The organism is Sphingomonas longa (assembly GCF_016892685.1).
Taxonomy (GTDB): domain Bacteria; phylum Pseudomonadota; class Alphaproteobacteria; order Sphingomonadales; family Sphingomonadaceae; genus Sphingomonas; species Sphingomonas longa.
Genome location: NZ_JAFEMC010000001.1, coordinates 14,946 through 34,392 on the forward strand (window position 1 = coordinate 14,946; position 19,447 = coordinate 34,392).

Annotated in this window: 24 protein-coding genes; 7 read left to right on the top strand and 17 right to left on the bottom strand. The window is 67.3% G+C overall.

Features of this window, described 5'->3' with window-relative positions:
• Positions 1-16 precede the first annotated feature (16 nt).
• Positions 17-1,987, top strand: a complete 1,971-nt coding sequence (locus tag ILT43_RS00090; protein ID WP_204192968.1) for a hypothetical protein — start codon at positions 17-19, stop codon at positions 1,985-1,987.
• A 389-nt stretch (positions 1,988-2,376) separates the two neighbouring features.
• On the opposite strand, the gene ILT43_RS00095 is transcribed toward ILT43_RS00090, so the two are convergent.
• Positions 2,377-3,012, bottom strand: a complete 636-nt coding sequence (locus ILT43_RS00095; RefSeq protein ID WP_204192971.1) for a carbonic anhydrase — start codon at positions 3,010-3,012, stop codon at positions 2,377-2,379.
• The gene (locus tag ILT43_RS00100; protein WP_204192974.1) at positions 3,009-4,619 is read right to left on the bottom strand and encodes a SulP family inorganic anion transporter; all 1,611 of its coding nucleotides are present in this window, start codon (positions 4,617-4,619) and stop codon (positions 3,009-3,011) included. The genes ILT43_RS00095 and ILT43_RS00100 overlap by 4 nt, the downstream gene beginning before the upstream one ends.
• A 209-nt stretch (positions 4,620-4,828) precedes the next feature.
• On the opposite strand from ILT43_RS00100, the gene ILT43_RS00105 reads away from it, so the two are divergent.
• A complete protein-coding gene (locus tag ILT43_RS00105; protein ID WP_204192977.1) occupies positions 4,829-5,362 on the top strand; it encodes a J domain-containing protein in 534 nt (177 codons plus the stop codon).
• The gene (locus ILT43_RS00110) at positions 5,359-5,649 is read left to right on the top strand and encodes a hypothetical protein (RefSeq protein ID WP_204192980.1); all 291 of its coding nucleotides are present in this window, start codon (positions 5,359-5,361) and stop codon (positions 5,647-5,649) included. The genes ILT43_RS00105 and ILT43_RS00110 overlap by 4 nt, the downstream gene beginning before the upstream one ends.
• Positions 5,650-5,799: 150 nt before the next feature.
• Here ILT43_RS00110 and ILT43_RS00115 read toward each other — a convergent pair whose 3' ends face one another.
• The 10 genes from ILT43_RS00115 to ILT43_RS00160 are packed head-to-tail and all read right to left on the bottom strand — an operon-like array spanning position 5,800 to position 9,248.
• Positions 5,800-6,204: a SufE family protein gene (locus tag ILT43_RS00115; protein WP_204192983.1), complete on the bottom strand. Its 405-nt coding sequence runs from the start codon at positions 6,202-6,204 to the stop codon at positions 5,800-5,802.
• Positions 6,205-6,239: 35 nt separating this feature from the next.
• The gene (locus ILT43_RS00120) at positions 6,240-6,473 is read right to left on the bottom strand and encodes a hypothetical protein (RefSeq protein ID WP_055847528.1); all 234 of its coding nucleotides are present in this window, start codon (positions 6,471-6,473) and stop codon (positions 6,240-6,242) included.
• Between the two features lie 13 nt (positions 6,474-6,486).
• Positions 6,487-6,732 (bottom strand): hypothetical protein, encoded by a 246-nt coding sequence (locus tag ILT43_RS00125; protein WP_204192986.1) that lies wholly within the window; start codon positions 6,730-6,732, stop codon positions 6,487-6,489.
• Between the two features lie 11 nt (positions 6,733-6,743).
• Positions 6,744-7,037, bottom strand: coding sequence for a hypothetical protein (locus ILT43_RS00130; RefSeq protein WP_204192988.1), 294 nt, complete (start codon positions 7,035-7,037; stop codon positions 6,744-6,746).
• Positions 7,034-7,276, bottom strand: a complete 243-nt coding sequence (locus tag ILT43_RS00135) for a hypothetical protein (protein ID WP_204192991.1) — start codon at positions 7,274-7,276, stop codon at positions 7,034-7,036. Before ILT43_RS00135 ends, ILT43_RS00130 begins: the two co-directional genes overlap by 4 nt.
• Before the next feature lie 55 nt (positions 7,277-7,331).
• The gene (locus ILT43_RS00140; protein ID WP_204192994.1) at positions 7,332-7,679 is read right to left on the bottom strand and encodes a hypothetical protein; all 348 of its coding nucleotides are present in this window, start codon (positions 7,677-7,679) and stop codon (positions 7,332-7,334) included.
• 27 nt (positions 7,680-7,706) lie between these two features.
• Positions 7,707-8,084, bottom strand: a complete 378-nt coding sequence (gene pspC, locus ILT43_RS00145) for an envelope stress response membrane protein PspC (protein WP_204193000.1) — start codon at positions 8,082-8,084, stop codon at positions 7,707-7,709.
• Position 8,085: 1 nt separating this feature from the next.
• The gene (pspB, locus tag ILT43_RS00150) at positions 8,086-8,379 is read right to left on the bottom strand and encodes an envelope stress response membrane protein PspB (RefSeq protein ID WP_204193002.1); all 294 of its coding nucleotides are present in this window, start codon (positions 8,377-8,379) and stop codon (positions 8,086-8,088) included.
• A 1-nt stretch (position 8,380) separates the two neighbouring features.
• The gene (gene pspA, locus ILT43_RS00155) at positions 8,381-9,070 is read right to left on the bottom strand and encodes a phage shock protein PspA (protein ID WP_204193005.1); all 690 of its coding nucleotides are present in this window, start codon (positions 9,068-9,070) and stop codon (positions 8,381-8,383) included.
• Between the two features lie 37 nt (positions 9,071-9,107).
• Entirely contained in the window at positions 9,108-9,248 is a 141-nt protein-coding gene (locus ILT43_RS00160; protein ID WP_204193008.1) for a hypothetical protein, read from the bottom strand.
• Between the two features lie 172 nt (positions 9,249-9,420).
• Between ILT43_RS00160 and pspF the strand changes: the two genes are divergently transcribed.
• Both pspF and ILT43_RS00170 read left to right on the top strand, forming a co-directional pair.
• Entirely contained in the window at positions 9,421-10,464 is a 1,044-nt protein-coding gene (gene pspF, locus ILT43_RS00165) for a phage shock protein operon transcriptional activator (protein WP_204193011.1), read from the top strand.
• Positions 10,465-10,550: 86 nt separating this feature from the next.
• Positions 10,551-11,159, top strand: a complete 609-nt coding sequence (locus ILT43_RS00170) for a superoxide dismutase (protein ID WP_204193013.1) — start codon at positions 10,551-10,553, stop codon at positions 11,157-11,159.
• 108 nt (positions 11,160-11,267) lie between these two features.
• On the opposite strand, the gene ILT43_RS00175 is transcribed toward ILT43_RS00170, so the two are convergent.
• Both ILT43_RS00175 and ILT43_RS00180 read right to left on the bottom strand, forming a co-directional pair.
• Positions 11,268-12,692 carry a methyltransferase domain-containing protein gene (locus ILT43_RS00175; protein ID WP_204193016.1) on the bottom strand — a complete coding sequence of 475 codons (1,425 nt, stop codon included), beginning with the start codon at positions 12,690-12,692 and terminating at the stop codon, positions 11,268-11,270.
• 70 nt (positions 12,693-12,762) lie between these two features.
• Positions 12,763-13,395 carry an OmpA family protein gene (locus ILT43_RS00180; RefSeq protein WP_204193019.1) on the bottom strand — a complete coding sequence of 211 codons (633 nt, stop codon included), beginning with the start codon at positions 13,393-13,395 and terminating at the stop codon, positions 12,763-12,765.
• 169 nt (positions 13,396-13,564) lie between these two features.
• Here ILT43_RS00180 and tagH point away from each other — a divergent pair, with 169 nt between their 5' ends.
• The gene (tagH, locus tag ILT43_RS00185; RefSeq protein ID WP_204193022.1) at positions 13,565-14,527 is read left to right on the top strand and encodes a type VI secretion system-associated FHA domain protein TagH; all 963 of its coding nucleotides are present in this window, start codon (positions 13,565-13,567) and stop codon (positions 14,525-14,527) included.
• Here tagH and ILT43_RS00190 read toward each other — a convergent pair.
• Both ILT43_RS00190 and ILT43_RS00195 read right to left on the bottom strand, forming a co-directional pair.
• On the bottom strand, positions 14,499-16,418 hold the full coding sequence (locus tag ILT43_RS00190; RefSeq protein ID WP_204193024.1) for a serine/threonine-protein kinase: 1,920 nt from the start codon (positions 16,416-16,418) through the stop codon (positions 14,499-14,501). The two genes, tagH and ILT43_RS00190, sit on opposite strands and share 29 nt — an antisense overlap.
• Entirely contained in the window at positions 16,415-17,170 is a 756-nt protein-coding gene (locus ILT43_RS00195) for a PP2C family protein-serine/threonine phosphatase (RefSeq protein ID WP_204193027.1), read from the bottom strand. Before ILT43_RS00195 ends, ILT43_RS00190 begins: the two co-directional genes overlap by 4 nt.
• Positions 17,171-17,290: 120 nt before the next feature.
• On the opposite strand from ILT43_RS00195, the gene ILT43_RS00200 reads away from it, so the two are divergent.
• Positions 17,291-18,631: a M23 family metallopeptidase gene (locus tag ILT43_RS00200; protein ID WP_204193040.1), complete on the top strand. Its 1,341-nt coding sequence runs from the start codon at positions 17,291-17,293 to the stop codon at positions 18,629-18,631.
• Here ILT43_RS00200 and ILT43_RS00205 read toward each other — a convergent pair.
• Positions 18,606-19,442, bottom strand: coding sequence for a CPBP family glutamic-type intramembrane protease (locus ILT43_RS00205; RefSeq protein ID WP_204193043.1), 837 nt, complete (start codon positions 19,440-19,442; stop codon positions 18,606-18,608). The genes ILT43_RS00200 and ILT43_RS00205 overlap by 26 nt on opposite strands.
• Positions 19,443-19,447: the final 5 nt, after the last annotated feature.

Below are 19,447 nucleotides of genomic sequence, written 5' to 3' on the forward strand. Positions count from 1 at the left end.
GTTTGGGGGAAGCGCGATGCGGACGGGTTTGACGATGGTGGCCGGTGCGATGCTGGCCACGGCGGCGGTCGCGCAACAGCCGCCCGCGACCACAGTGCAGCAGGATTTCGTCGCCGCTATCGCACTGGACGAAGCCGCAAATTACACTGGTGCCCTCGCGGCGTGGACCGCGCTGGAGGCGAAGACCAAGCCCGGATCGCGCAGCCGTGCCATCGTCATGGCCCGCAAGGCCGATTCGCTCTACCGCCTGTTTCGCTACGACGAGGCGGCCGCGGCGGCCAAGGCCAGCCTCGCCGGCCTGCCGGTTGACGACGCGACATTGCGCGACGATCTGCGCCGGACGTGGTTCATCGTCGGCACGATCGCCGCGAGCACGCTCGATTATGCCGGCGCGGTACCGGCCTTCGCGAAGGCGGAAACTTTCGCGGACACGCCCGGCGGCAAGCTCGGGCCTCTGCTCGCGCTGGTGGACGCTCAGACGTTTGTCGATCCCGCCGCCGCGACCGCATCGCTGGCGCGCGCGGAGACGGTGCTGGCATCCGCTAACTTCGACGCGGATACCCGCGGGTTCGTCGGGCGGCGGCGAACGGTGCTGCTGTTGAACACCGGCGATCTCGCAGGCGCGAAGACCAGCGCTATGGCGACCGTCAAGGCGCTGGGCGGGCTGACCGAAAAGACGAGCGGTCTGGATGCGCAAGCCCGGTCCGATGCGGCGCTGACCCTGATCCTCAACGGCCAGCCCGACAGTGCGCGCGAATATATGGCGATGACCGGTGCAGGTCGCCTCGCCAAGGGGCGGTTCGATCCCGGAGCGCAGATGCAGTCGCCGGATTGCGGCGGAGAGGCCGGCCTGAAGCCGTCGGACGTTGCGGTCGTCGAATTCAACATCGCGCCGGAGGGGCGCGTCACCGGCGTGGCGCCGATCTATGCGGCTGGCGGTGGCCGCGTCGCGCTGGAATTCGCGCGCGCCGTTCAGGGTTGGTCGTGGTCCCCCGCCGAGATGGCTGAAATCCCCGCCTTCTTCCGCTCGAACGTCCGGGTCGAGATGCGCTGCTCGACCACGTTCGAGCGCCCCTCGATCGGCGACGGGCTCGATGCCGGTCTCGAACAATGGCTGACCGAAAAGCGCGTTGCAGTTCCGGCGACACCGGGCGGCGGCGATGCACAGGCGCTTCCGGCACAACGGGCTGCGCTCACGACGGCGGAATCCGGCGGACCGACGTCGCTCGCCACGCTGGCCGCGCTGTACCGCCTCGCCAACAACCGGGCGGTCGGCCGGGAGGAGCGTGCCAAGCTGTATGCGCGCGCCTTCACGATCGCCGTCACCAATGACGCACCCGTCGAACCGCGACTGGCACTCGACCTGCCCGCCCGCACCGAGGCGCTGGTCGATCGCTGGAAGCCCGAGGCGTATCGCCGCGCTGTTCAGCCTATGCTGTCCGAAGCGCCGTACGCCGCCGATCCCCAGGCGCGTGCCGCGATCCGGCTGACGCTCGCCGACGACGCTCGCCCGGGCCGCGCGACCGACGCGCAGACGCTGGTGCTGCTCCGTCAGGTCGCCGACGATGCCGCGCTGAAACCGAACGATCCGCTCCGGGTCGGTGCACTCGTCCGCATCGCCTCGATCGAGGAGCGCAACGGGCGGGCGGATGTCGCCCGCGCATCCTTCGCGTCGTCGGGTCTGACGGCCGACCAGTGCGCCATCCTCGACGCGCCGCCGAAGATGCTGCGCTCCGCCGGCGCGGAAGCCTTTCCGATGGAGGCCTTACGCTGGGGGTTCGAAGGTTGGACGCTGGTCCAGTTCGACATCGCAGCGGACGGCTCGACGAAAGCGACCCGCACGCTGCTCAGCTATCCGCCCTTCATCTTCTCCAAGGCGGGCAGCGACCTGATCGTCGGTGCGAAGTTCGCGAAGACCTATCGCCCCGACGGCGGTCTGGGATGTGGCGGCAGTACGAGGCGGATCGTGTTCGGCCTGCCCAAATGACGCGGGCGGCGTAGCGCCCGGACCGCGGCGCGACCGAGCCTACACCAGTGCCAATCGACATTCAGTGACTGGAGTGCATGTCGCCGTCACGCATCGTCGCCCTGAAATTGTTCGGTGACTATCCCTTATAGACATGTACCGATCATGTGTCCCTGCGAAGGCGGGGACCCAGTACCGGGCTCCCGCCTTCGCGGGAGAACGTGGGATGCCGCGCCGGCGCCTGTCCCTGTCCCTGTCCTAAGGATAAGTACTGACGTGTTCCGGGGTCCACCCCGCGCCGAAACTCGGAGTTGCATTCACTATTCGCGTCGTAAGCCGCCCGGTGGAACCCCGGAACACGTCCGGGGTGGCAACGATGTGCTGAATGTCGATCGGTCCTGCGTGCTGGCTCACACCAGAACGGTCGCCGGCCTACCCACCTCGTCCAGCTTGGTATGCCGGTCGATCTCCATCAGCGGCTTCAGCAGGCCGTCGCGGATGTCGTAGACCCAGCCGTGCAGCGTCAGGTCGCGCCCCGCCGCAAAGGCGTTCCGGATCGTGTCGATGCGCGCCAGATGCAGCAACTGGTCGCGCACGTTCATCTCCACCAGCCGGTCCACCCGCTGCGCCTCCGGCAGCGTGTCGAGCTCGTCCGCGTGATCGCGCGCCACGTCGCGGGCATTCTCCAGCCAGGTCTCGAGCGCACCCGTAACACCGCCGTGCAGCGCATCGTGGATGCCGGTACAGCCGTGATGCCCGCAGATGACGATGTTGGGCACCTGCAACACATCGACCGCATATTGCAGGACCGACAACAGGTTCAGATCGTCGTCATGGACCAGATTGCCGATGTTGCGGTGGATATACATCCGTCCGGGCAGCGACTGCGTCTTCTGTTCCGGGCTGACGCGGCTGTCCGAACAGCCGATCCACAGGAATTGCGGCTTCTGCCCCGCCACCTGCCGCGTGAAGAACTCCGGGTTCTCATCGGTCAGCTCGTTCGCCCAGGCCTTGTTGGCGAGCAGCAGCTGCTTGGATTCCCTCATGAATACAGGACCTCTGACACGGGGGCGTTGATCTTTCTCACCGTCCGGCCGGCAACGTCGCCGCGGACCGTGATGTGGATGTTGCGGAAGCTGGCGTTCTTGATGAACGCATTGATGACGTCGATATTGTCGAGATCGACATAATTCGTCGATGTCAGGTCGATCATCAGATTGGCACCGTCCGGCACCTTGGCCAGATCCTTCTGCAATTCGTACTTGTGGATGAAGTACAGGTTGCGCCGTGCCCTAACGAGCCAGTCGTCGCCGTCGTTCGCGACGGTGATCGCGGTGCGGAAATTGCGCGCGATGACGAAGCCGAACCCGACGACCATGCCGATCAGGATCCCCTCCAGCAGGTCGGTGAACAGGATCGCGACGACGGTCACGACCAGCGGCACGAACTGGGTATAGCCCTGCTTCCAGCGTTCGGCGAACAGTTTGGGTTTGGCCAGTTTGTACCCCGTCGCGATCAGCACGGCAGCCAGCGCGGACAGCGGGATCAGGTTCAGCATTGTCGGGATCAGCGCCACCGACAGCAGAAGCCATGTGCCGTGCAGCAGCGTCGACAGCTTGCTCTCCGCGCCCGAATCGACGTTGGCGGAGGAGCGGACGATCACCGACGTGACCGGCAGGCCGCCGATCAGGCCAGACACGATATTGCCGCCGCCCTGCGCCATCAGCTCCCAGTTCTTGTCGGTCGTGCGGCGCTTCGGATCGATCTCGTCCACCGCCTTCACGCTCAACAGCGACTCGAGGCTGGCGACGATCGCCAGCGTACCTGCCGCCATCCACACCGCGCCGTTGCCGATCTGGCCGAAGTCCGGGAAGCTGAACAGCGCGATGAACTCGGACGCGTTCGCCGCCTGCGGCACCTGCACCAGATGCTTGGTACCGAGCTGCCACTCCGGCTTCACCGCACCCAGCAGCATGTTGCCCAGCACGCCGATCAGCACGACGACCAGCGGCCCCGGCACGAAGCGGAGCGGACCCTCTTTCGGCCTCGCGCCGTCCCACCAGAACAGGAAGGCAAGGCTGACCGCGGCGATCAGCACCGCGCCGGGCGTGATCGCTCCGCTCAGGCTGTCGACGATGCGCGTGAAGGTGTTGATGCCGTCACCCGTCGAGAATTCGAAAATGCCTTCCGCTTCCGCGTCATAGCCGACCGCGTGAGGCACCTGCTTCAGGATCAGGATCAGCCCTATCGCCGCCAGCATGCCGGTGATGACCGACGACGGCACGAACTCGGCCAGGATGCCCGCCTTGGTGAAGGAGAAGGCGAGCTGGAGGATACCCGCCAGCAACACCGCCAGCGTAAACGCCTGAAACGTCGGCAGGCTCTCGATCGCGCCGAGCACGATGACGGTCAGGCCGGCAGCGGGGCCGCTGACCGACAGCGGCGACTTCGACAGCGATCCGACGACGATACCGCCGACGATGCCCGCGATCAGCCCGGCGAACAGCGGCGCGCCGGACGCCAGCGCGACACCGAGACACAGGGGCAGCGCGACGAGAAAGACGACGATCGATGCCGGGATATCCGCGCGGGCCGTGGAGAGCAGGGAAGGCCGGGCAGGGGGTGCGCCGGTATGAAGGTCTGTGGACGGCACCGATGTTCCTGTTCGCTAGGGTGTCAGGACTATGTCCGGATTGGACATGAAGCTAACATGACGTCGGCGTCATAAAGATAGCACCAGTGAGATCAACCGCCCTTTGCACGAGACGAGTTGCTGCGGCGCAGCAGCTTTGCGGGCGCAGGAGCAGCAGACTGGCAAGCCAGAGGTTGCGCCGGTCCGAAGGCGGCCTATGTCGGTCGTTCATGGCTTACCGCCCGACACGATCGAACGACTGGGGATTTCCACGCTGGCGCGGCTACGGCTCCGGCCGCGATGCGAAGCCGGTGCGGCTCTGCGACCGGCACGGGTGCGAGGAGCCGGGCGATTGCCCCGCGCCCAAGTCTCCCAACAACCCCGAACGGTGGTATTTCTGCCGCGAGCACGCTGCCGAGTACAATCGCGGCTGGGACTATTTTCAGGGCCTGTCCGCCGAGGAAGCCGCCGAGCGCGAGGCGGAGGAGTCGCGCGGGGCGGCCGGCTACGAACGGTCGCGCCATTATGCTTGGAGCGGTCCCGGCGACGGCACCCGCTCACGCGACGAACTGCGCGCGCTGGCGGCGCTGGGTCTGGATGACGAGGCGACGTTCGACGACATCCGCGCGGCGTGGCGTCGGATGGCCAAGGAGAACCACCCCGACGTGCGCCCCGGCGATCCCGACGCCGCCGTGCGCTTCCAGGCCGTGCAGGCCGCCTACGAAGTACTTCGCTCCGCCGAGGAACGGCGCAGCCCGGCGTGAAGGTCGCGAAAAGCGACTGGCAGGGCGTCATCCTCGTCTGCGGCAAATGCAGCCGCAAGGTCGATGGCGGCTTCGGGCCCAAGGGCCGCACCCCGCTCGCCAAGCTGTTGCGCAAGCTCGCGGGCAAGGGGCGCAAGGCCCGCGCGGGCGTGGTCGAAAGCCGCTGCCTGAAACTCTGCCCCAAGAACGCCGTCACCGTTGTCGACTCGCGCCGTCCCGGCGAATGGCTGGTGATCGCCCCCGGCGAACCGATCGACGAACTGGCGGCGAGGGTAGGGCTGGGCTGAAGCGTCCGCGCCTCAGGCTAAACCACGCCGCACCACCCCGGCGAAGACCGGGGTCCGGTTGCGGCATCCGGCGTGAGTCTCATCACCTTCGCTGAAGCTGAACCCTGGCGTTCACCGGGGAGGGCAAATGAATACCAGCACGGACCGGTCTCAACCGTACCGCGCCGCCGTCTCCCGGATCAGCGCGATCATGTTCGGAATGCCCTGCGTCCGGTTCGAACTCAGCTGGTTCTTCAGATCGAACGGCGCAAGCTCGCCCTCGATATCCGTCGACAGTATTTCCCCGGCGGGCCGGTCCTGCACCGTCAGAAGCACCAGAGCGATGATGCCCTTGGTGATCGCCGCGTTCGAATCCGCCAGAAAGTGCAGCCGGCCCGACTCCGGTGCCACCGGGTAGACCCACACCGCCGCGGAACACCCCTTCACCAGCGTCGTATCGGTCTTCAGCGCCGCCGGCATCTCTTCCAGTTCGCGGCCCAGATCGATCAGCAGGCGGTACCGATCGTCGGGTTCGAGAAACTCATATTCTTCGCGGACATCGCTGAGGCTGGTCATCCCCGCCGCCTAGCCCTCCCGCCGACCCCGTACAACTACAGGTCGACGCCGGCCGCGATCGCCTCCAGCTTCTTGATGCGTTCGCGCAGGTCGGCGATCTCGATCCGTGCGCCGGCGGTCGGCACCGGAGCATCGCCCGGCATGCGGTCCAGTTCGCTGGCCTTCAGCGCCAGCCAGCCGCGCCAGCCGGCAAGGCCGCCGAGAACGACCATGCCCGTGCCCGCCAGTGCGGAGAGCGAGAGGGTGACGGTGACGAAGGGATCGACCATGATGGCACTCCTTTCAACGGTCGCGCAGCCGTTCGATCTCACGATCGAGACCGATGCTGCCATGATTGTCGGTGACGACGCGCTCCAGCACGGACACGCGCTCCTTCAGTTGCCGGATTTCGTCCGTCGCGGCCCTCAGCGCCTCGATGCTCTGCGGGTCGGACCCCGGCGTCCGGGCATGCGCCGCGTGGCGACCCGACAGGACTTTACCGATGGTGGCGATCAGGACGATCAGGACGACCATCGCATAAGGTGACATGTCGTATATCCTCAGTTCAGCGGCGACTTGGTCGGGGCGGGATCGCGCAAGTCCTCGATCTGGTCGGCCAGGGCGGTGCCCCGGTCGGTCACGATCCGCTCCAGCACGCGGATGCGCTCTTCCAACCGATCGTTCTTCGAGGCGTTCAGCGCGGCCTGCTCGTTCAGCGTCGTGGCCAGCCGCTCCTTGTGCCTGAGCCACGTTTTGAAGATCTCCAGTCCGATCCCGAGGATCACCGGCAGGCCGATCACCACGAAGGCGATCGCGAACACGGTGAAGCCGTTGATCATGAAAAAGTCGGTCATGCCTCGATCCTCAATCGCTCGATTTCACGGGCGGTGCGGGTGCCGGGATCGGTGGCGATCTGCTCCATGACGGCGATCCGCTCCTGCAAGCGGTCGATCTGCTGCGACCGGCGCTCGTTCTCGTTGTCGAGCAGCTCGACGCCGCGACGTGCCACCAGATCGGGTGCGGTCATCGCCTGCTTCACCTTGCGGCGGCCGTACCACTGGACCGCCAGCGTGATGACGGCGCCGACGAGCATGAAAAACACATGATCGGGTCCCATTGGTCTTCCCCTATTGTCGTTGGTGCGCGCCCTAGCGATCCCGCAGCGCGTCGATCTCGCGGGCAGTCCGCTCGGCGGGGTCGGTGGCGATGCGCTCCAGCACCGCGATCCGCTCTTCCAGCCGGCTGACCTGCCCGGTCAGCTTCTCGTTCTCGTTGGTCAGCAGCATGATCTTGCGATCGTCGTCGATGTCGCCATCGGTATGATGACCCGTCATCCAGTTCATGCCGCCGTGCCGCTTGTGCCGGCGCCCGCCGAACCCGCCCCAGTCGTTGGTCGGTTCGTAGCCATGCTTGGCGCGGATCCAGTTGTTCACGATCCAGCCGCCCGTCGATATCGCGATGATCGCGAGGACGAAGAAAGGTCCACCCCAGTCCATCGTATCTCTCCCCTGTTGAGCCGGCGCCTAGCGCAGCCGCTCGATCTCGTCGGCCAGCGCGGTGTTGCGGCTGGTGAAGTGGGTCTCCATGTCGGCCAGCCGGCGGTCGATATCGCGCAGCTTGCTGCGGACTTCGGCACTCGACCGCTTCGGGTTGCTGCGCACGCCCTGCCAGAACTTGGCGTCCTCGCGGGTTTCGTACAGGCCGATCGGCTTCGCCTCGGCGACCCACGCGATCACCCAATAGGCCATGATGAGCCACCATTGTTGGGCCACGACGGTGAGGGCGGCGAGTCCGAGGCGGACCCAGAGCGCTTCGACCCCCGTGTAATCGGCGATCCCGGCGCATACGCCCTTGTACTTGGCATTCTGCTTGTCGAGGTAGAAACGGGTACGGGCAGCCATGTCACATGCTCCGGTTGGAGTTGCGGTCGGTGGTGTAGCGTGACGACGGCAGCGGCTGCGTCGCCTGCGGGGCGTTCAGGCCCGGCTTCCAGTCGGGGTTGTCCGCTGCGACGATGCGCTCGACGGTCTGCACCCGTTCCTCCAGCCGGCGGGCGAGATTGTACATCTCGTCCAGCATCTGTTCGTCCTCGGTCGTGATCTTGGGGGCCTGCTTCCACTTCGTCACATAGTGCATGATGAGCCAGGGCAGGCCGACCAGCGCGCACAGGATCGCGACCAATCCTTCGATATCCATCTCAACCCTCCCGGTTGGTGTTGCCGCCGGAGTTGCCGGACAGCCGCAGCTTCAGCGCGGCCAGTTCGGCATCCACCTTGTCGCTCTGGCGCAACTCGTTGATCTCTTCGTCCAGCGTCTTCGACACGCCCAGACCCATCGCTTCCGCGCGGCCCTCGGCCTCGTCGGCGCGGCGTTCCAGTTCGCCGAAGCGGCTGAACGCCTCCTGCGTCTTCGGCCCGGCATACATATCGCGCATGCGGAAACGGTTGTTCGCCGTCTCCAGCCGTGTCTGGATGTTGGACTGCTTGTTCCGCGCCTCGCGCAGGCGGCCCTGCAATTTGGCGATGTCCTCTTCCGACGCGCGCAGCGCATCGTCGAGCACCTGAACCTCGGCGCGCAGCTGGTCGGCCATATCGGCCGCCTTCTGCCGCTCGACCAGAGCGGCTTTCGCCAGGTCCTCGCGGTCCTTGCTCAGCGCGAGTTCGGCCTTCTCGGTCCAGTTGGCCTGAAGGCCGTCGAGCTTCGAAATGTGGCGACGCATCTCCTTTTGATCGGCGATCGTCCGGGCGGCAGAGGCGCGCACCTCGACCAGCGTTTCCTCCATTTCGAGGATGATCATGCGGATCATCTTCGCCGGGTCTTCGGCCTTCTCCAGAAGGTCGGCGAAGTTGGCGGCGACGATGTCGCGGGTTCGGGAAAAGATGCCCATCGAATACTCCTGAGGGACGCGGAAGGCGTTCATCCCCTTATGCCATGAAGCGGACGGTGTGTGCGACCGCAGACTTGCCCGCGCCGTTCGCCGTTGCGCTGGCGGGGCCCACCGCGGACAGAACGCAGGTGGCGCTCATCACGACAGTCAGGGCGAGCGCTGCAAACTTCTGGAACATGATGATCTCCGTTTTCGAACCTGTGGACCACCGTATCGGCGGTATGTCAGGGTCATTGCAGCCTCCGTGCCAATTTCGAAAATGGCGGATTTCCGCCGCTTACCCGATAAATCGTCGGCCATCTGGCGTTCAGAACTTGCCAAGTGTCGGGATTTTGCGCCAACCATCGGCTATGGAGCGAACCAGTCAGGTTATCGGCCAATCGGGGGCCTTTCTCGACGCGCTCGAACGCGCCAGCCGCGCCGCCGCGCTCGACCGTCCGGTGCTCGTCATCGGCGAGCGCGGGACGGGCAAGGAACTCGTGGCGGAGCGTCTTCACCGACTCAGCCCGCGCTGGGATCAGCCGCTCGTCGTGATGAATTGCGCTGCCCTCCCGGAGACGCTGATCGAAGCCGAGTTGTTCGGTCATGAGGCAGGCGCCTTCACCGGGGCGACCAAGGCGCGGACGGGCCGGTTCGAGGAAGCGGACGGCGGCACGCTGTTCCTCGACGAACTCGGCACGCTGTCGATGGGCGCGCAGGAACGCCTGCTGCGCGCGGTCGAATATGGCGAGATCACGCGGATCGGGTCCTCGCGTCCATTGCGGGTCGATGTACGCATCGTCGCGGCGACCAACGAGCATCTGCCCGACAAGGTCGACGCTCATGAATTCCGCGCCGATCTGCTCGACCGGCTGTCGTTCGAGGTCGTGACGCTCCCGCCGCTGCGCAGTCGGCAGAGCGACATCATGGTCCTTGCCGACCATTTCGCGCGCCGCATGGCCGCCGAACTCGGCTGGGACCGCTGGGTCGGGTTTGGCCCTGCCGCGACGGAGCAGCTCACCAAGTATCGCTGGCCCGGCAACGTCCGTGAATTGCGCAACGTCGTCGAGCGCGCCGTCTATCGCTGGGATGCGGATGGCCCGGTCGATCACATCGACATCGATCCCTTCGCCTCGCCCTATCGCCCGCAAGGCCGGGGCGGCGCGACCGTGGCGCCGCCCGCGAAATCGACCGCCCCGGCCGCCGCCGAGGGTCAGGACGAGGAAGTCGTGGCTTGCAATGTTGGACCATCCGACTTCAAGAGCAGGGTGGCCTTGTTCGAACGCGACCTGCTCAGCCGCGCGCTGGCGGAGAACCGCTTCAACCAGCGTCAGACTGCGGAGGCCTTGGGCCTCTCCTACGACCAGTTGCGCCACGCCTTGCGGCGGCACGACCTGATCGGTGCGACCGGGTAGCGAACTTGTGGAGCGGACACGCGTTATGGGCCTAACCTTAGCCTAACCTTCCGCAGCTTTTCCCAATGTTTTCAATGGAGACGTACATGGCCTTCGAATTGCCCCCGCTGCCTTACGACTATGACGCGCTGGAGCCGACCATCTCCAAGGAGACGATGACGGTCCACCACGACAAGCACCACAAGGCCTACACCGACAAGCTCAATGAGGGCGTCGAGAAGGACGCGTCGCTCGCCGGCAAGTCGATCGAGGACATCCTCGCCACCGTGTCGAGCCAGCCACCGCTGATCCGCAACAATGGCGGCGGCTATTGGAACCACGACTTCTTCTGGAAGACGATGAAGAAGGGCGGCGGCACGCCGTCCGGCAAGCTCGCCGAGGCGATCGATCGCGATTTCGGTGGCGTCGACAAGCTGAAGGAAGAGTTCAACACCAAGGGCGTGGGCCAGTTCGGCTCGGGCTGGGCATGGCTGATCGCCGACGACAGCGGCAAGCTGAAGATTACCTCCACCCCCAATCAGGACAATCCCCTGATGGACGTGGTGCAGGACCGCGGCACGCCCCTGCTCGGCAACGACGTGTGGGAGCACGCCTACTATCTGACCTACAAGAATGATCGCGCCGCCTATCTGAAGGCGTGGTGGGACGTGGTCGACTGGGACACCGTCGGCCAGCGCTACGACGCAGTGGCGTGACCCTGCTCCCCTCCCGCATCGGGAGGGGACCGGACCCGAAAAGAAGCGGCCACGGGCGAGATGCTCGTGGCCGCTTCTTCGTGGGGCGACGATCGGTGGTTGTTGGACCTAGCGCTGGATCAGGTGATTGCGGATCAGCGTCTTCAGCGCCTCCTCCGCACCGATGGTGTCGGCGTGCGAGGTTTGCAGCCATTCGCGCTCCAGCGTCGGCAGGTCCCGCGTGCCGTCCAACAGCATCAGGAACGCGCGCGCCGCCACGTCGTCCAACTTCAACATGCTGTGATCCAGCGTGACGACCACCTCCTGGCTACCCCTCACCATCGCCCGTGCCAGCGGACTGGCGCATGGCTCTGCCGACGCCGTCGCCGCAGCAGCCGGTGCGCTATGCGTCATGATGGCACCGGCCTTGTAGAGTTCGACCAGCGCCAGCAGCCGTTCGTCATCGTCGGCGGCGATATGGTCGGCGATACGAACGTAAGCAGGCAATCCCGCCGCTGCCGCCGCGATCACCGCGGAGACCTGATCGTCGCCCACGGTGAACCCACCCTTCGGCATCTCGAAGCGACCCTGTCCGATGGGTATCGCTTCGGTGCTCACCCACAGGCCATGCACCGCCGCGCTGTCCAGCCGACGTGCCGGACCCGCCTCCGTTCGCACGAACATCGACTGCGCGAAGAACCGCTGAAGCTCATAGTCCAGCGCCTGCGCCCGCCGGACGATCGCCGACTCGTCGGTCGCCGTCTCGTCCTCGTCGTCCAGCAGCATCCCGCTACCCAGCATCGCCGGCTGAGTTTCGTTGAGATAGGATAGCCCATGCGCGTTGGCGACCGCGACGACATCCTTCAGCGCCTGCGGCTCGAACACCTCGCCGAGTTCATCGTGATGCAGCACCTCGGGTTGCTTGCGCAGGATGGCCCGCGCTTCCTCGCGCAAAGACCCGATGCCGGGAAGGTCCGGGTCGCGCGGTTGTCCGAACCGCGAAAGGTAGGAGCGGGCGCTGGACAGCCGCTTCTGTAGGTCGTCGATCCCCTCCACATGGTGCAGCACCATGTCGCGCAACGCCAGCCGCAGATATCCTCCCGGAAGCGCGTTGTAACTGATGTAAGCGACACCGTTCGGGCTGAGCGTCCGGCCGATCAGCTTCATGATCGCGGTCCGCACCACGGCTGGAACCCAGGCATACACACCGTGCGCGATGATATAGTCGAACGTCTGGTCCAACGTCTCCGCCTCGGCGACGATATCGCCGACGCGAACCTCGACGTTCGGCAGTGCCAGCCGCTTCGCCAGCAACTGCCCCCGTTCGACGGGCGCCGCCGCCAGGTCGATGCTGACGAACTGCGCCTCCGGATACGCCACGGCCAGCGCGATCAGGTTCAACGCGTCGCCTCCGCCCAATTCGAGAACCCGCGCCGTTGCGATCGGCGGCGGGCTCATTCCATGCAGGGTCGCCGTCGTCGCCATCCTGTCCGGATGCGTCGATGCGATGATCGTCGTCGGATAACCGATGACGTCGTAGGCGTTGGTGCTCACGTCGGGCCTTCACCAGAGATCGGAACGACGCCGTCGGCAACACCGACGGCGCGCTTGCATCGTTGGACTGTCAGCCTTCGCGGACAAATTCGACCCGGCGGTTGCCGGCGGCGCGGGGCGTCAGGCCCGGCTTGGGCTTGTCGAAGCCGAAGCCGCGCGCGTCCAGCCGCTGCGCCTCGACACCCTGAGTGACGAGATAGTCGACGACCGACTGGGCACGCCGCTGAGACAAATCGCGGTTGAACTCGCGGTTGCCGACGGCGTCCGTGTGACCCTCGATCGCGAAGCGCATCGGCGCGAGCTGCGGCGACTTCATCGCGGCGGCGAAGGCGCGTGCCTCCGCCTTGGCCTGCGGGGTCATGTCGGCCGAGCCCATGTTGAAGGTGACCAGCATGTCCAGCCCCGATCCCGAGCGGCGCGCCGGCTGGCGCGTCGCGACCGGCCGGCGGCGTACCGGCGCCTCCGCGCGCACGGTGGCAGCCACAGGTGCGGCCGCCGGGCGAGCACCCGAAGGACGGGCGAGGCTGAACGCCTTCTCGTCACCCACCTTGATCTTGCCGTTCACGGGCGGCGGCGGCGCGTCGCAGGTATTTGTGACAGCGCAGATAATTTCGTCGGGCGTGTTCTTGGCCTGCTGAGCATCGGCACCTGCGGCGAACAAGGTTGCCGCGGTCATCGTCACGATCATCGTCGAAGCGCGCATGATGAAATCCCCCTAAGAATACAATGAAGTCTTGTCGTCCGACCGAGTCGGGTTGCGCCGAATATTAGCCGAGTGCTTGGTCGCGTACAATCGCGCCGACGAGCGTCGACAACAGGGCATCGCCGCCGCCGTTATTGCCTAACGGCACGCGACGGCTACACACGACGCAGTGCGGACACGCGGATTCGCCCGTCAGTTCGCCGATCCGAAGAGTGCCATGCCGCTGATCCTGACGCTTTGCCCCACCACGACCGGCCTCGTCCTGCCGCCCTGTCGCATCGGCACCGTCGACATCGTCATCGGCAGCGGTGTGGACGTCGATGTGCGCTTGCCGGATTCGCAGGGTAAGATCGCGCCGCGCCAGTGCCAGATCGGCTGCCGCGAGGGCGTATACCTCATCGTCGATCTCGGCGGCTTCGGCACACGGCTTAACGACCGGCCGCTGGATCGCCCCCAGAGGCTTTCGCCCGGCGACCGCATCGGTGTCGGCCCCTACGAACTGGCGGTCGCACCGGCGGATGCAGCGCCGAGCGGGGGGCAGGCGGGCGGCCCCGCTGACGCCCTGCTCGCGGCGGCGGGGCTCGCGCGCGGCAAGGTGGCGGGCGACGATACCGCGATCGTCCGGACGGCCGGCGTACTGCTGCGTACGCTGGTCGACGGGATGGTCTCGCTGCTCGCCGCCCGCGCGCGCGCGAAGGCGGAGATGGGGGCGGAGGCGACGGCGCTGGCGATCGGGGCGGGCAATCCGATGAAGCTGGCCCGCGACGGCGAGCAGGCGCTGGCGCTGCTGCTCGCCCCCGCCACCCGGGGCGTGATGCCGGCACAGGCGGCGGTCGCCGACGCGTTCGGCGATCTGGAGGCGCATCAGGCGGCGACCCTGCGCGCGATGCAGGGAGCGATGGCCGCGACGCTCGACCGCTTCTCACCGACCGCGATCCGCGCCCGCGCCGACCGCCACGGCCTGTTGTCGCGCGTCCTGCCCGGATCACGCGACGCCGCCCTGTGGCAGGCCTATGAACGCGAGTTCGACGGCGTCGCCAAAACGTCGGGCGAGGATTTCGTCGATACCTTCGCCCGCGAATTCCGCGACGCCTATCAGCGGATCAGTTCGGCAGCTCGTCCACCATCTTGAACCACACCATTTCCGCGCGCCAGCCGCCCTTGGCCGCGGCATCGGCGAAGCGCTTCCGCCATTCCGGGCTGCGCGCGCCGGCTCCCGTCGCGACGAGATCGTCGGAAAAGCCGCCCGTCCCGGTCAGCAACAGAATGCCCGACCAGCCGGCGGCATCGGCATCGGCCTGGATGCGGTACTTGCCCCCACCCAGGTCGGCGACCGGAAAGCCCGGCTTTTCCATCGCCTTGAACATCGCCGCATTCTCGATCAGCGGCGAGATGATGCCCTTGGGATCGAGGCCGTAGAGCGCAAAGTCCTTCACGTCCGTGCCCAGCGTCAGGTTCAGCACGGTGCGTGCCGCGATCTTGCCCGCATATTCGCCGTCGCTGAGCTTGCTCATCTCGAAATGCCGTTGCGGCACGGCGAGGTGCGTCGTCGTATCGCTGCTGCGGATCGCGCGGAACGCATCGAGCGAGCTGCACGCTTCCGCCGCGATCGGTGCGACTTCCGCGAAGTCGACGCTGGCGACGCTCGCGCCGGTCTTCTGCACGGCTTGCGACACGGCCGCTTCCGCCTGGATCGGCTGCCCCGCGACACCCGCCAGCGCCAGCGTTACGCCATCGGCGGTCGTCAACGCCTGGGTCACGTCGAGCCAGCTACAGCCCACCGTCGGCAGCACCGTCGTCACCGCGGCGCGCGCAGTGGCAGCCGCCGAGACGGATGGAGCGACCGCAGCGGGCTTCGTCGCCTCGGGCGCAGCCCCGCCGCCGCCACCGCCGAACGCGATGAACCCCACCGTACCGAGCAACGCCGCCGCCGCGACACCGCCGCCGACATAGTATTTGAGCGCGCCGTTCGGCTTCGTCGCCACAAGCGGGGTAGGCGGAGGCTTGACCGGCTCGCGCGGCAGGACTGGCGCTGCCGCACCGCCGCCCAACAGGTCGAGCACCGCATCCATCGACCGCAAGCGCTCCGCCGGGTTCGCCGCCAGCATCGCCGCCAGCACGCCGCGCAACGGCTCGTCCATCTCGGACAGGTCGATGCCCTTGCGCCGCTTGTCGATCGCATCGACGAAGCTGCCGCCGAGATCGACGTTGCGTCCCCGCGCGACCGCGAGGATCACGAGCGCGAGACTGTACACGTCCGACCACGGTCCGACCTCGCGATCGAAATCGCCGAGCTGTTCGGGCGCGACATAGGACAATTTCCCGGCGAAGCCGTCGCCGATGATCGTCTTCGATCCGGGATCGAGATCCTTGGCGATGCCGAAGTCGATGATCCGCGCGCGATCGAGGCGGCCGTCCTCCAGCAGCACGTTGTCGGGCGAAATGTCGCGGTGGATCGCCCCCAACATATGCGCCGCCCGCAACCCCTCCGCCAGACAGCGGAGCATGCCGATCAGCGTGGGCAGGTCGGCCTTTTCACGCCCCAATACGTCCGACAGGTTGGCGCCATCGACGAACTCGGTAACGATGTACAGCACGCCGAGCTGTGGCTCCTGCGCCAGCACGCGGTACTGCACCAGCGCCGGGTGCGACAGTCGCGTCAGCGTCTTCGCCTCCTTGCGGAACATCGCCTGGATGTTCGGATCGGCGGCGAGCGCAGGCAACATCACCTTGATCGCGACGCGTTCGTCGCTCGTGATGTTTACGCCCTCGAACACCTCGCCCATGCCGCCGCGCGCGATGAAGCGCTTGACCTCGAAGATGTGGTTCAGGACATCGCCGACCTGAATGCGATCACCGTCGAGGCGCGGCGCCATCGGGGCGAACGACGTGCCGAGCGACGTCACGCCGGGTGGCGGTGCGGCTGGCGGAGCAGGGATCGGGGGCGCGATCGGTGGGGTCCCGCCACCGGACGGCATGAACACGGTGCGGTCGTCGTCCGGCGGGCCGTTGTCGTCGGTCATATTACGGCATCCGCAGGCTGGAAGATGAGCGCCGTCGTCTCGTCGAGGGCGACCGTCACGATCGTGACGTTGTCCGGTGCGCCGCGCGCCAGACAATGACGGATCAGCGTCGCCGGTACGTCCGGCTGCGCGCGATCCAGCACCGCGGCGATCTCGTCGTCGGTCAGCACGCCGTGCAGCCCGTCGCTGCACAGCAGGAACACGTCGCCGTCCGCCGCCGTGTCGATCACGCTGGCGACCTCGACCGAGGGTTCGACGCCGACGGCGCGCGACAGCACGTGCCCCATCGGGTGCCCCGCCGCCGCTTCGGGTGCGATCAGGCCGCGGTCGATCATCTCCTGCACTTGGCTATGGTCGCGCGTCAGCCGGTGCAGGCGACCCGCGCGCAGCAGATACGCGCGGCTGTCGCCTGCCCACAGCACGCCGAATCGCCGTCCGACGATAGCCAGCGCTACGATGGTGGAACCCATCCGCGCGCCCGCAGCGAGCGATTCCGAGTGGATTGCGCCATTCGCTGCCAAAATCGCGCGGGTCGCATCGTCCAGCAGCGTTTCCAGATCGCCGCGCCGGCCGACCCCCGCCAGCGCTCCGGCGATGGTCCGCGACGCGCGGTCGCCGGCCGACAGCCCGCCCATACCGTCCGCGACCGCCCACAGGCCGACCTGACCATCGGCATGCCAGCTGTCTTCGTTCAGCCGGCGAACCGCGCCGACATCGCTGCCGGCCCGCCACTCGGTTCGCAACGCAGTCATCGCGCGGCCATGCCTGATCCCCCAAATCCCCGCATGAGCGGTAGCCCGCGTCAGACGGCGGTGCAATCCGCTCGATACCGCCGCCCGACCGCGCTATTGGGTTACCGGGGGGACTATTCGATGGCAGATGACGGCGGCACGCAATCGTTCGATCCGCGCAGCTGGGTGAAGCCCGCGGCGCCGCCGCCGATCACGCCGCCTCCTTCGCCGCCACCACTGCCACCGGGACGGCGGACGCCCATGCTGGCGCTCGGCGGTGCCGCCGCGTTGATCGCGGTTGGCGGCGGAGCGGCGTGGCTGTCGCGCGGGAAGCCCGTGGTCGAGGCGGCGGCTCCCGCCGTCGTCGCCGCCGCCAAGTCGGGGCCGGCGCAACCGGGTACGATGCGCCGCACGCTCGTACTGTCGGGCCCGCAGGACTTGAAACCTGCGCTGATCGCGAGCGGCATCCCCGCCGCCAGCGCCGACGCGGCAGTGGCGGCGACGGCGGGCGCGCTGAAGCCGGGCGAGATTCGCGCGGTCATCACGCTGACGCCGGGCGCGGACGGCCCGACGCTGACCAAGCTGGAGGCATCGAACCCCGACAGTTCCGGCATCGTCGTCAGCGCGGACGGGCAGGGGGGCTTCACCGCCTCGCGCATCGCGGCGAACCTGACCAGCCGCGTGATCGTGAAGCGCGGGACGATGGACGCCGACAGCTTCTATTCGTCGGCGGTCGCGGCGGGGATCACCGACAGCCTGATCCCCGATTTTGCGCAGGCGCTGGCGTTCGACTTCGACTTCCAGCGCGAGGTTCACAAGGGCGACGTGTTCGAGGCCGCGTTCGAGCAGGAGACGGACCCCAACGGCAACCCCGTCGGGCCGCCGAAACTGCTCTACGCCGCGCTGACGACCGCGGACAAATCGGCCGCCGTCTATCGCTTCGCGCCGTCGGGCGAGGCGGCGGGCTGGTTCGACGCCAGCGGACGCAGCATCGTCCGCGCGCTGCTGCGGACCCCGGTGGAGGCGGCTCGGGTGTCGTCCAGCTTCGGCTTCCGCATCCACCCTATCCTGGGCTTCGCCAAGCTGCACAAGGGCACCGACTTCGCCGCGCCCACGGGTACGCCGATCTTCGCCAGCGGCGACGGTCAGGTGGAGTTCGCCGGGCCGAAGGGGCCGAACGGCAATTTCGTCAAGCTGCGCCACGACAATGGCTGGGAGACGCTCTACCTTCACATGAACCGTTTCGGCGACGGCATCGCCACCGGCGTCCGCGTCGCGCAGGGCCAGCGGATCGGCGAGGTCGGCACGACCGGTCGCTCGACCGGCCCGCACCTTCACTACGAATTGCACATCGACGGCCAGCCGGTCGACCCGATGAGCGTCAAGACGGAAAGCGGGAAAACGCTGGCGGGATCGGCGTTGCAGGCGTTCACGAAGGAACGCGACCGCATCGACGTCAGCCGGACGCGGGAGGCGAGCTGACCGCGCCGACCGGCGGCTTCCGCCACGCAATCAGTGGCACGATCAGCGCCGCCAGCACCAGCGTCACGCCGACGCTGGCGTTCAGCCCCTCGGCCGACCCGCCCCACCACCGGCTGCCGACGAGGTCGAGGTTCATGATCGCGCCGAAGCTGCCGACCCCGGGATTGGGATCGAGCCCGAACAGCACGATCTCCGCCCAGTTCCAGCCGGCATGCGCCGCCGCCGCAGCCAGCACGCCCCCGGTCCGGACCGCGATCAAGCCGAACAGCGCACCCGCCAGGAAGATATTGAGCAAGGTCATCGGGCTGCGCGCGCCGCCCGCGATGTGCAGCGCCGCAAACGCTAGCGCCGCGACGATCACGCCGGCGGCCTTGCCCCAGCCGCGTGTCAGCGCAGGCTGCAACCAGCCGCGAAAATACACCTCCTCCGCGGTCGACTGGACAACGACGCCGAGCGTACCGATCAGCAGCAGGCCGATGCCGTGTCCGCTACCCGCCTGACCCGGCTGCACCAGCCCGGCGATCATCGCCAGCAGCATCGCCAGCGTCAGCCCGCCCATCCCGACCGCCAGACCCGCCCCGGCGGCAACGCCGTTACCGATCGCCAGCCGCCGCCGCTCGACCGCCAGCCCGATCAGCGCCACCGCGATCAGCAGCCCGAACAGGACGAGCGTGAACACCGCCTCAATGCCCGCATCGCCCAGCGCCGCGAACCACGGGAAGGTCATTGCCGCGCCGAACCCCGTCTGCGCCACCAGCACCAGCACCGCCGCTGCGACGCACGCCGCGATCAGTGTCGCGAGCGCCCGCACCGGGG

What these genes read in the sequence shown, in the direction of transcription:
- pspB (WP_204193002.1), bottom strand. Translation starts at nt 8,379, where the DNA reads ATGGATATCGAAGGATTGGTCGCGATCCTGTGCGCGCTGGTCGGCCTG.
- ILT43_RS00140 (WP_204192994.1), bottom strand. Translation starts at nt 7,679, where the DNA reads ATGGACTGGGGTGGACCTTTCTTCGTCCTCGCGATCATCGCGATATCG.
- pspF (WP_204193011.1), top strand. Translation starts at nt 9,421, where the DNA reads ATGGAGCGAACCAGTCAGGTTATCGGCCAATCGGGGGCCTTTCTCGAC.
- ILT43_RS00180 (WP_204193019.1), bottom strand. Translation starts at nt 13,395, where the DNA reads ATGCGCGCTTCGACGATGATCGTGACGATGACCGCGGCAACCTTGTTC.
- pspC (WP_204193000.1), bottom strand. Translation starts at nt 8,084, where the DNA reads ATGGCTGCCCGTACCCGTTTCTACCTCGACAAGCAGAATGCCAAGTAC.
- ILT43_RS00200 (WP_204193040.1), top strand. Translation starts at nt 17,291, where the DNA reads ATGGCAGATGACGGCGGCACGCAATCGTTCGATCCGCGCAGCTGGGTG.
- ILT43_RS00170 (WP_204193013.1), top strand. Translation starts at nt 10,551, where the DNA reads ATGGCCTTCGAATTGCCCCCGCTGCCTTACGACTATGACGCGCTGGAG.
- ILT43_RS00115 (WP_204192983.1), bottom strand. Translation starts at nt 6,204, where the DNA reads ATGACCAGCCTCAGCGATGTCCGCGAAGAATATGAGTTTCTCGAACCC.
- ILT43_RS00190 (WP_204193024.1), bottom strand. Translation starts at nt 16,418, where the DNA reads ATGACCGACGACAACGGCCCGCCGGACGACGACCGCACCGTGTTCATG.
- pspA (WP_204193005.1), bottom strand. Translation starts at nt 9,070, where the DNA reads ATGGGCATCTTTTCCCGAACCCGCGACATCGTCGCCGCCAACTTCGCC.
- ILT43_RS00095 (WP_204192971.1), bottom strand. Translation starts at nt 3,012, where the DNA reads ATGAGGGAATCCAAGCAGCTGCTGCTCGCCAACAAGGCCTGGGCGAAC.
- ILT43_RS00090 (WP_204192968.1), top strand. Translation starts at nt 17, where the DNA reads ATGCGGACGGGTTTGACGATGGTGGCCGGTGCGATGCTGGCCACGGCG.
- ILT43_RS00125 (WP_204192986.1), bottom strand. Translation starts at nt 6,732, where the DNA reads ATGTCACCTTATGCGATGGTCGTCCTGATCGTCCTGATCGCCACCATC.
- ILT43_RS00105 (WP_204192977.1), top strand. Translation starts at nt 4,829, where the DNA reads ATGGCTTACCGCCCGACACGATCGAACGACTGGGGATTTCCACGCTGG.
- ILT43_RS00160 (WP_204193008.1), bottom strand. Translation starts at nt 9,248, where the DNA reads ATGTTCCAGAAGTTTGCAGCGCTCGCCCTGACTGTCGTGATGAGCGCC.
- ILT43_RS00195 (WP_204193027.1), bottom strand. Translation starts at nt 17,170, where the DNA reads ATGACTGCGTTGCGAACCGAGTGGCGGGCCGGCAGCGATGTCGGCGCG.
- ILT43_RS00135 (WP_204192991.1), bottom strand. Translation starts at nt 7,276, where the DNA reads ATGCTCGTCGGCGCCGTCATCACGCTGGCGGTCCAGTGGTACGGCCGC.
- ILT43_RS00120 (WP_055847528.1), bottom strand. Translation starts at nt 6,473, where the DNA reads ATGGTCGATCCCTTCGTCACCGTCACCCTCTCGCTCTCCGCACTGGCG.
- ILT43_RS00130 (WP_204192988.1), bottom strand. Translation starts at nt 7,037, where the DNA reads ATGACCGACTTTTTCATGATCAACGGCTTCACCGTGTTCGCGATCGCC.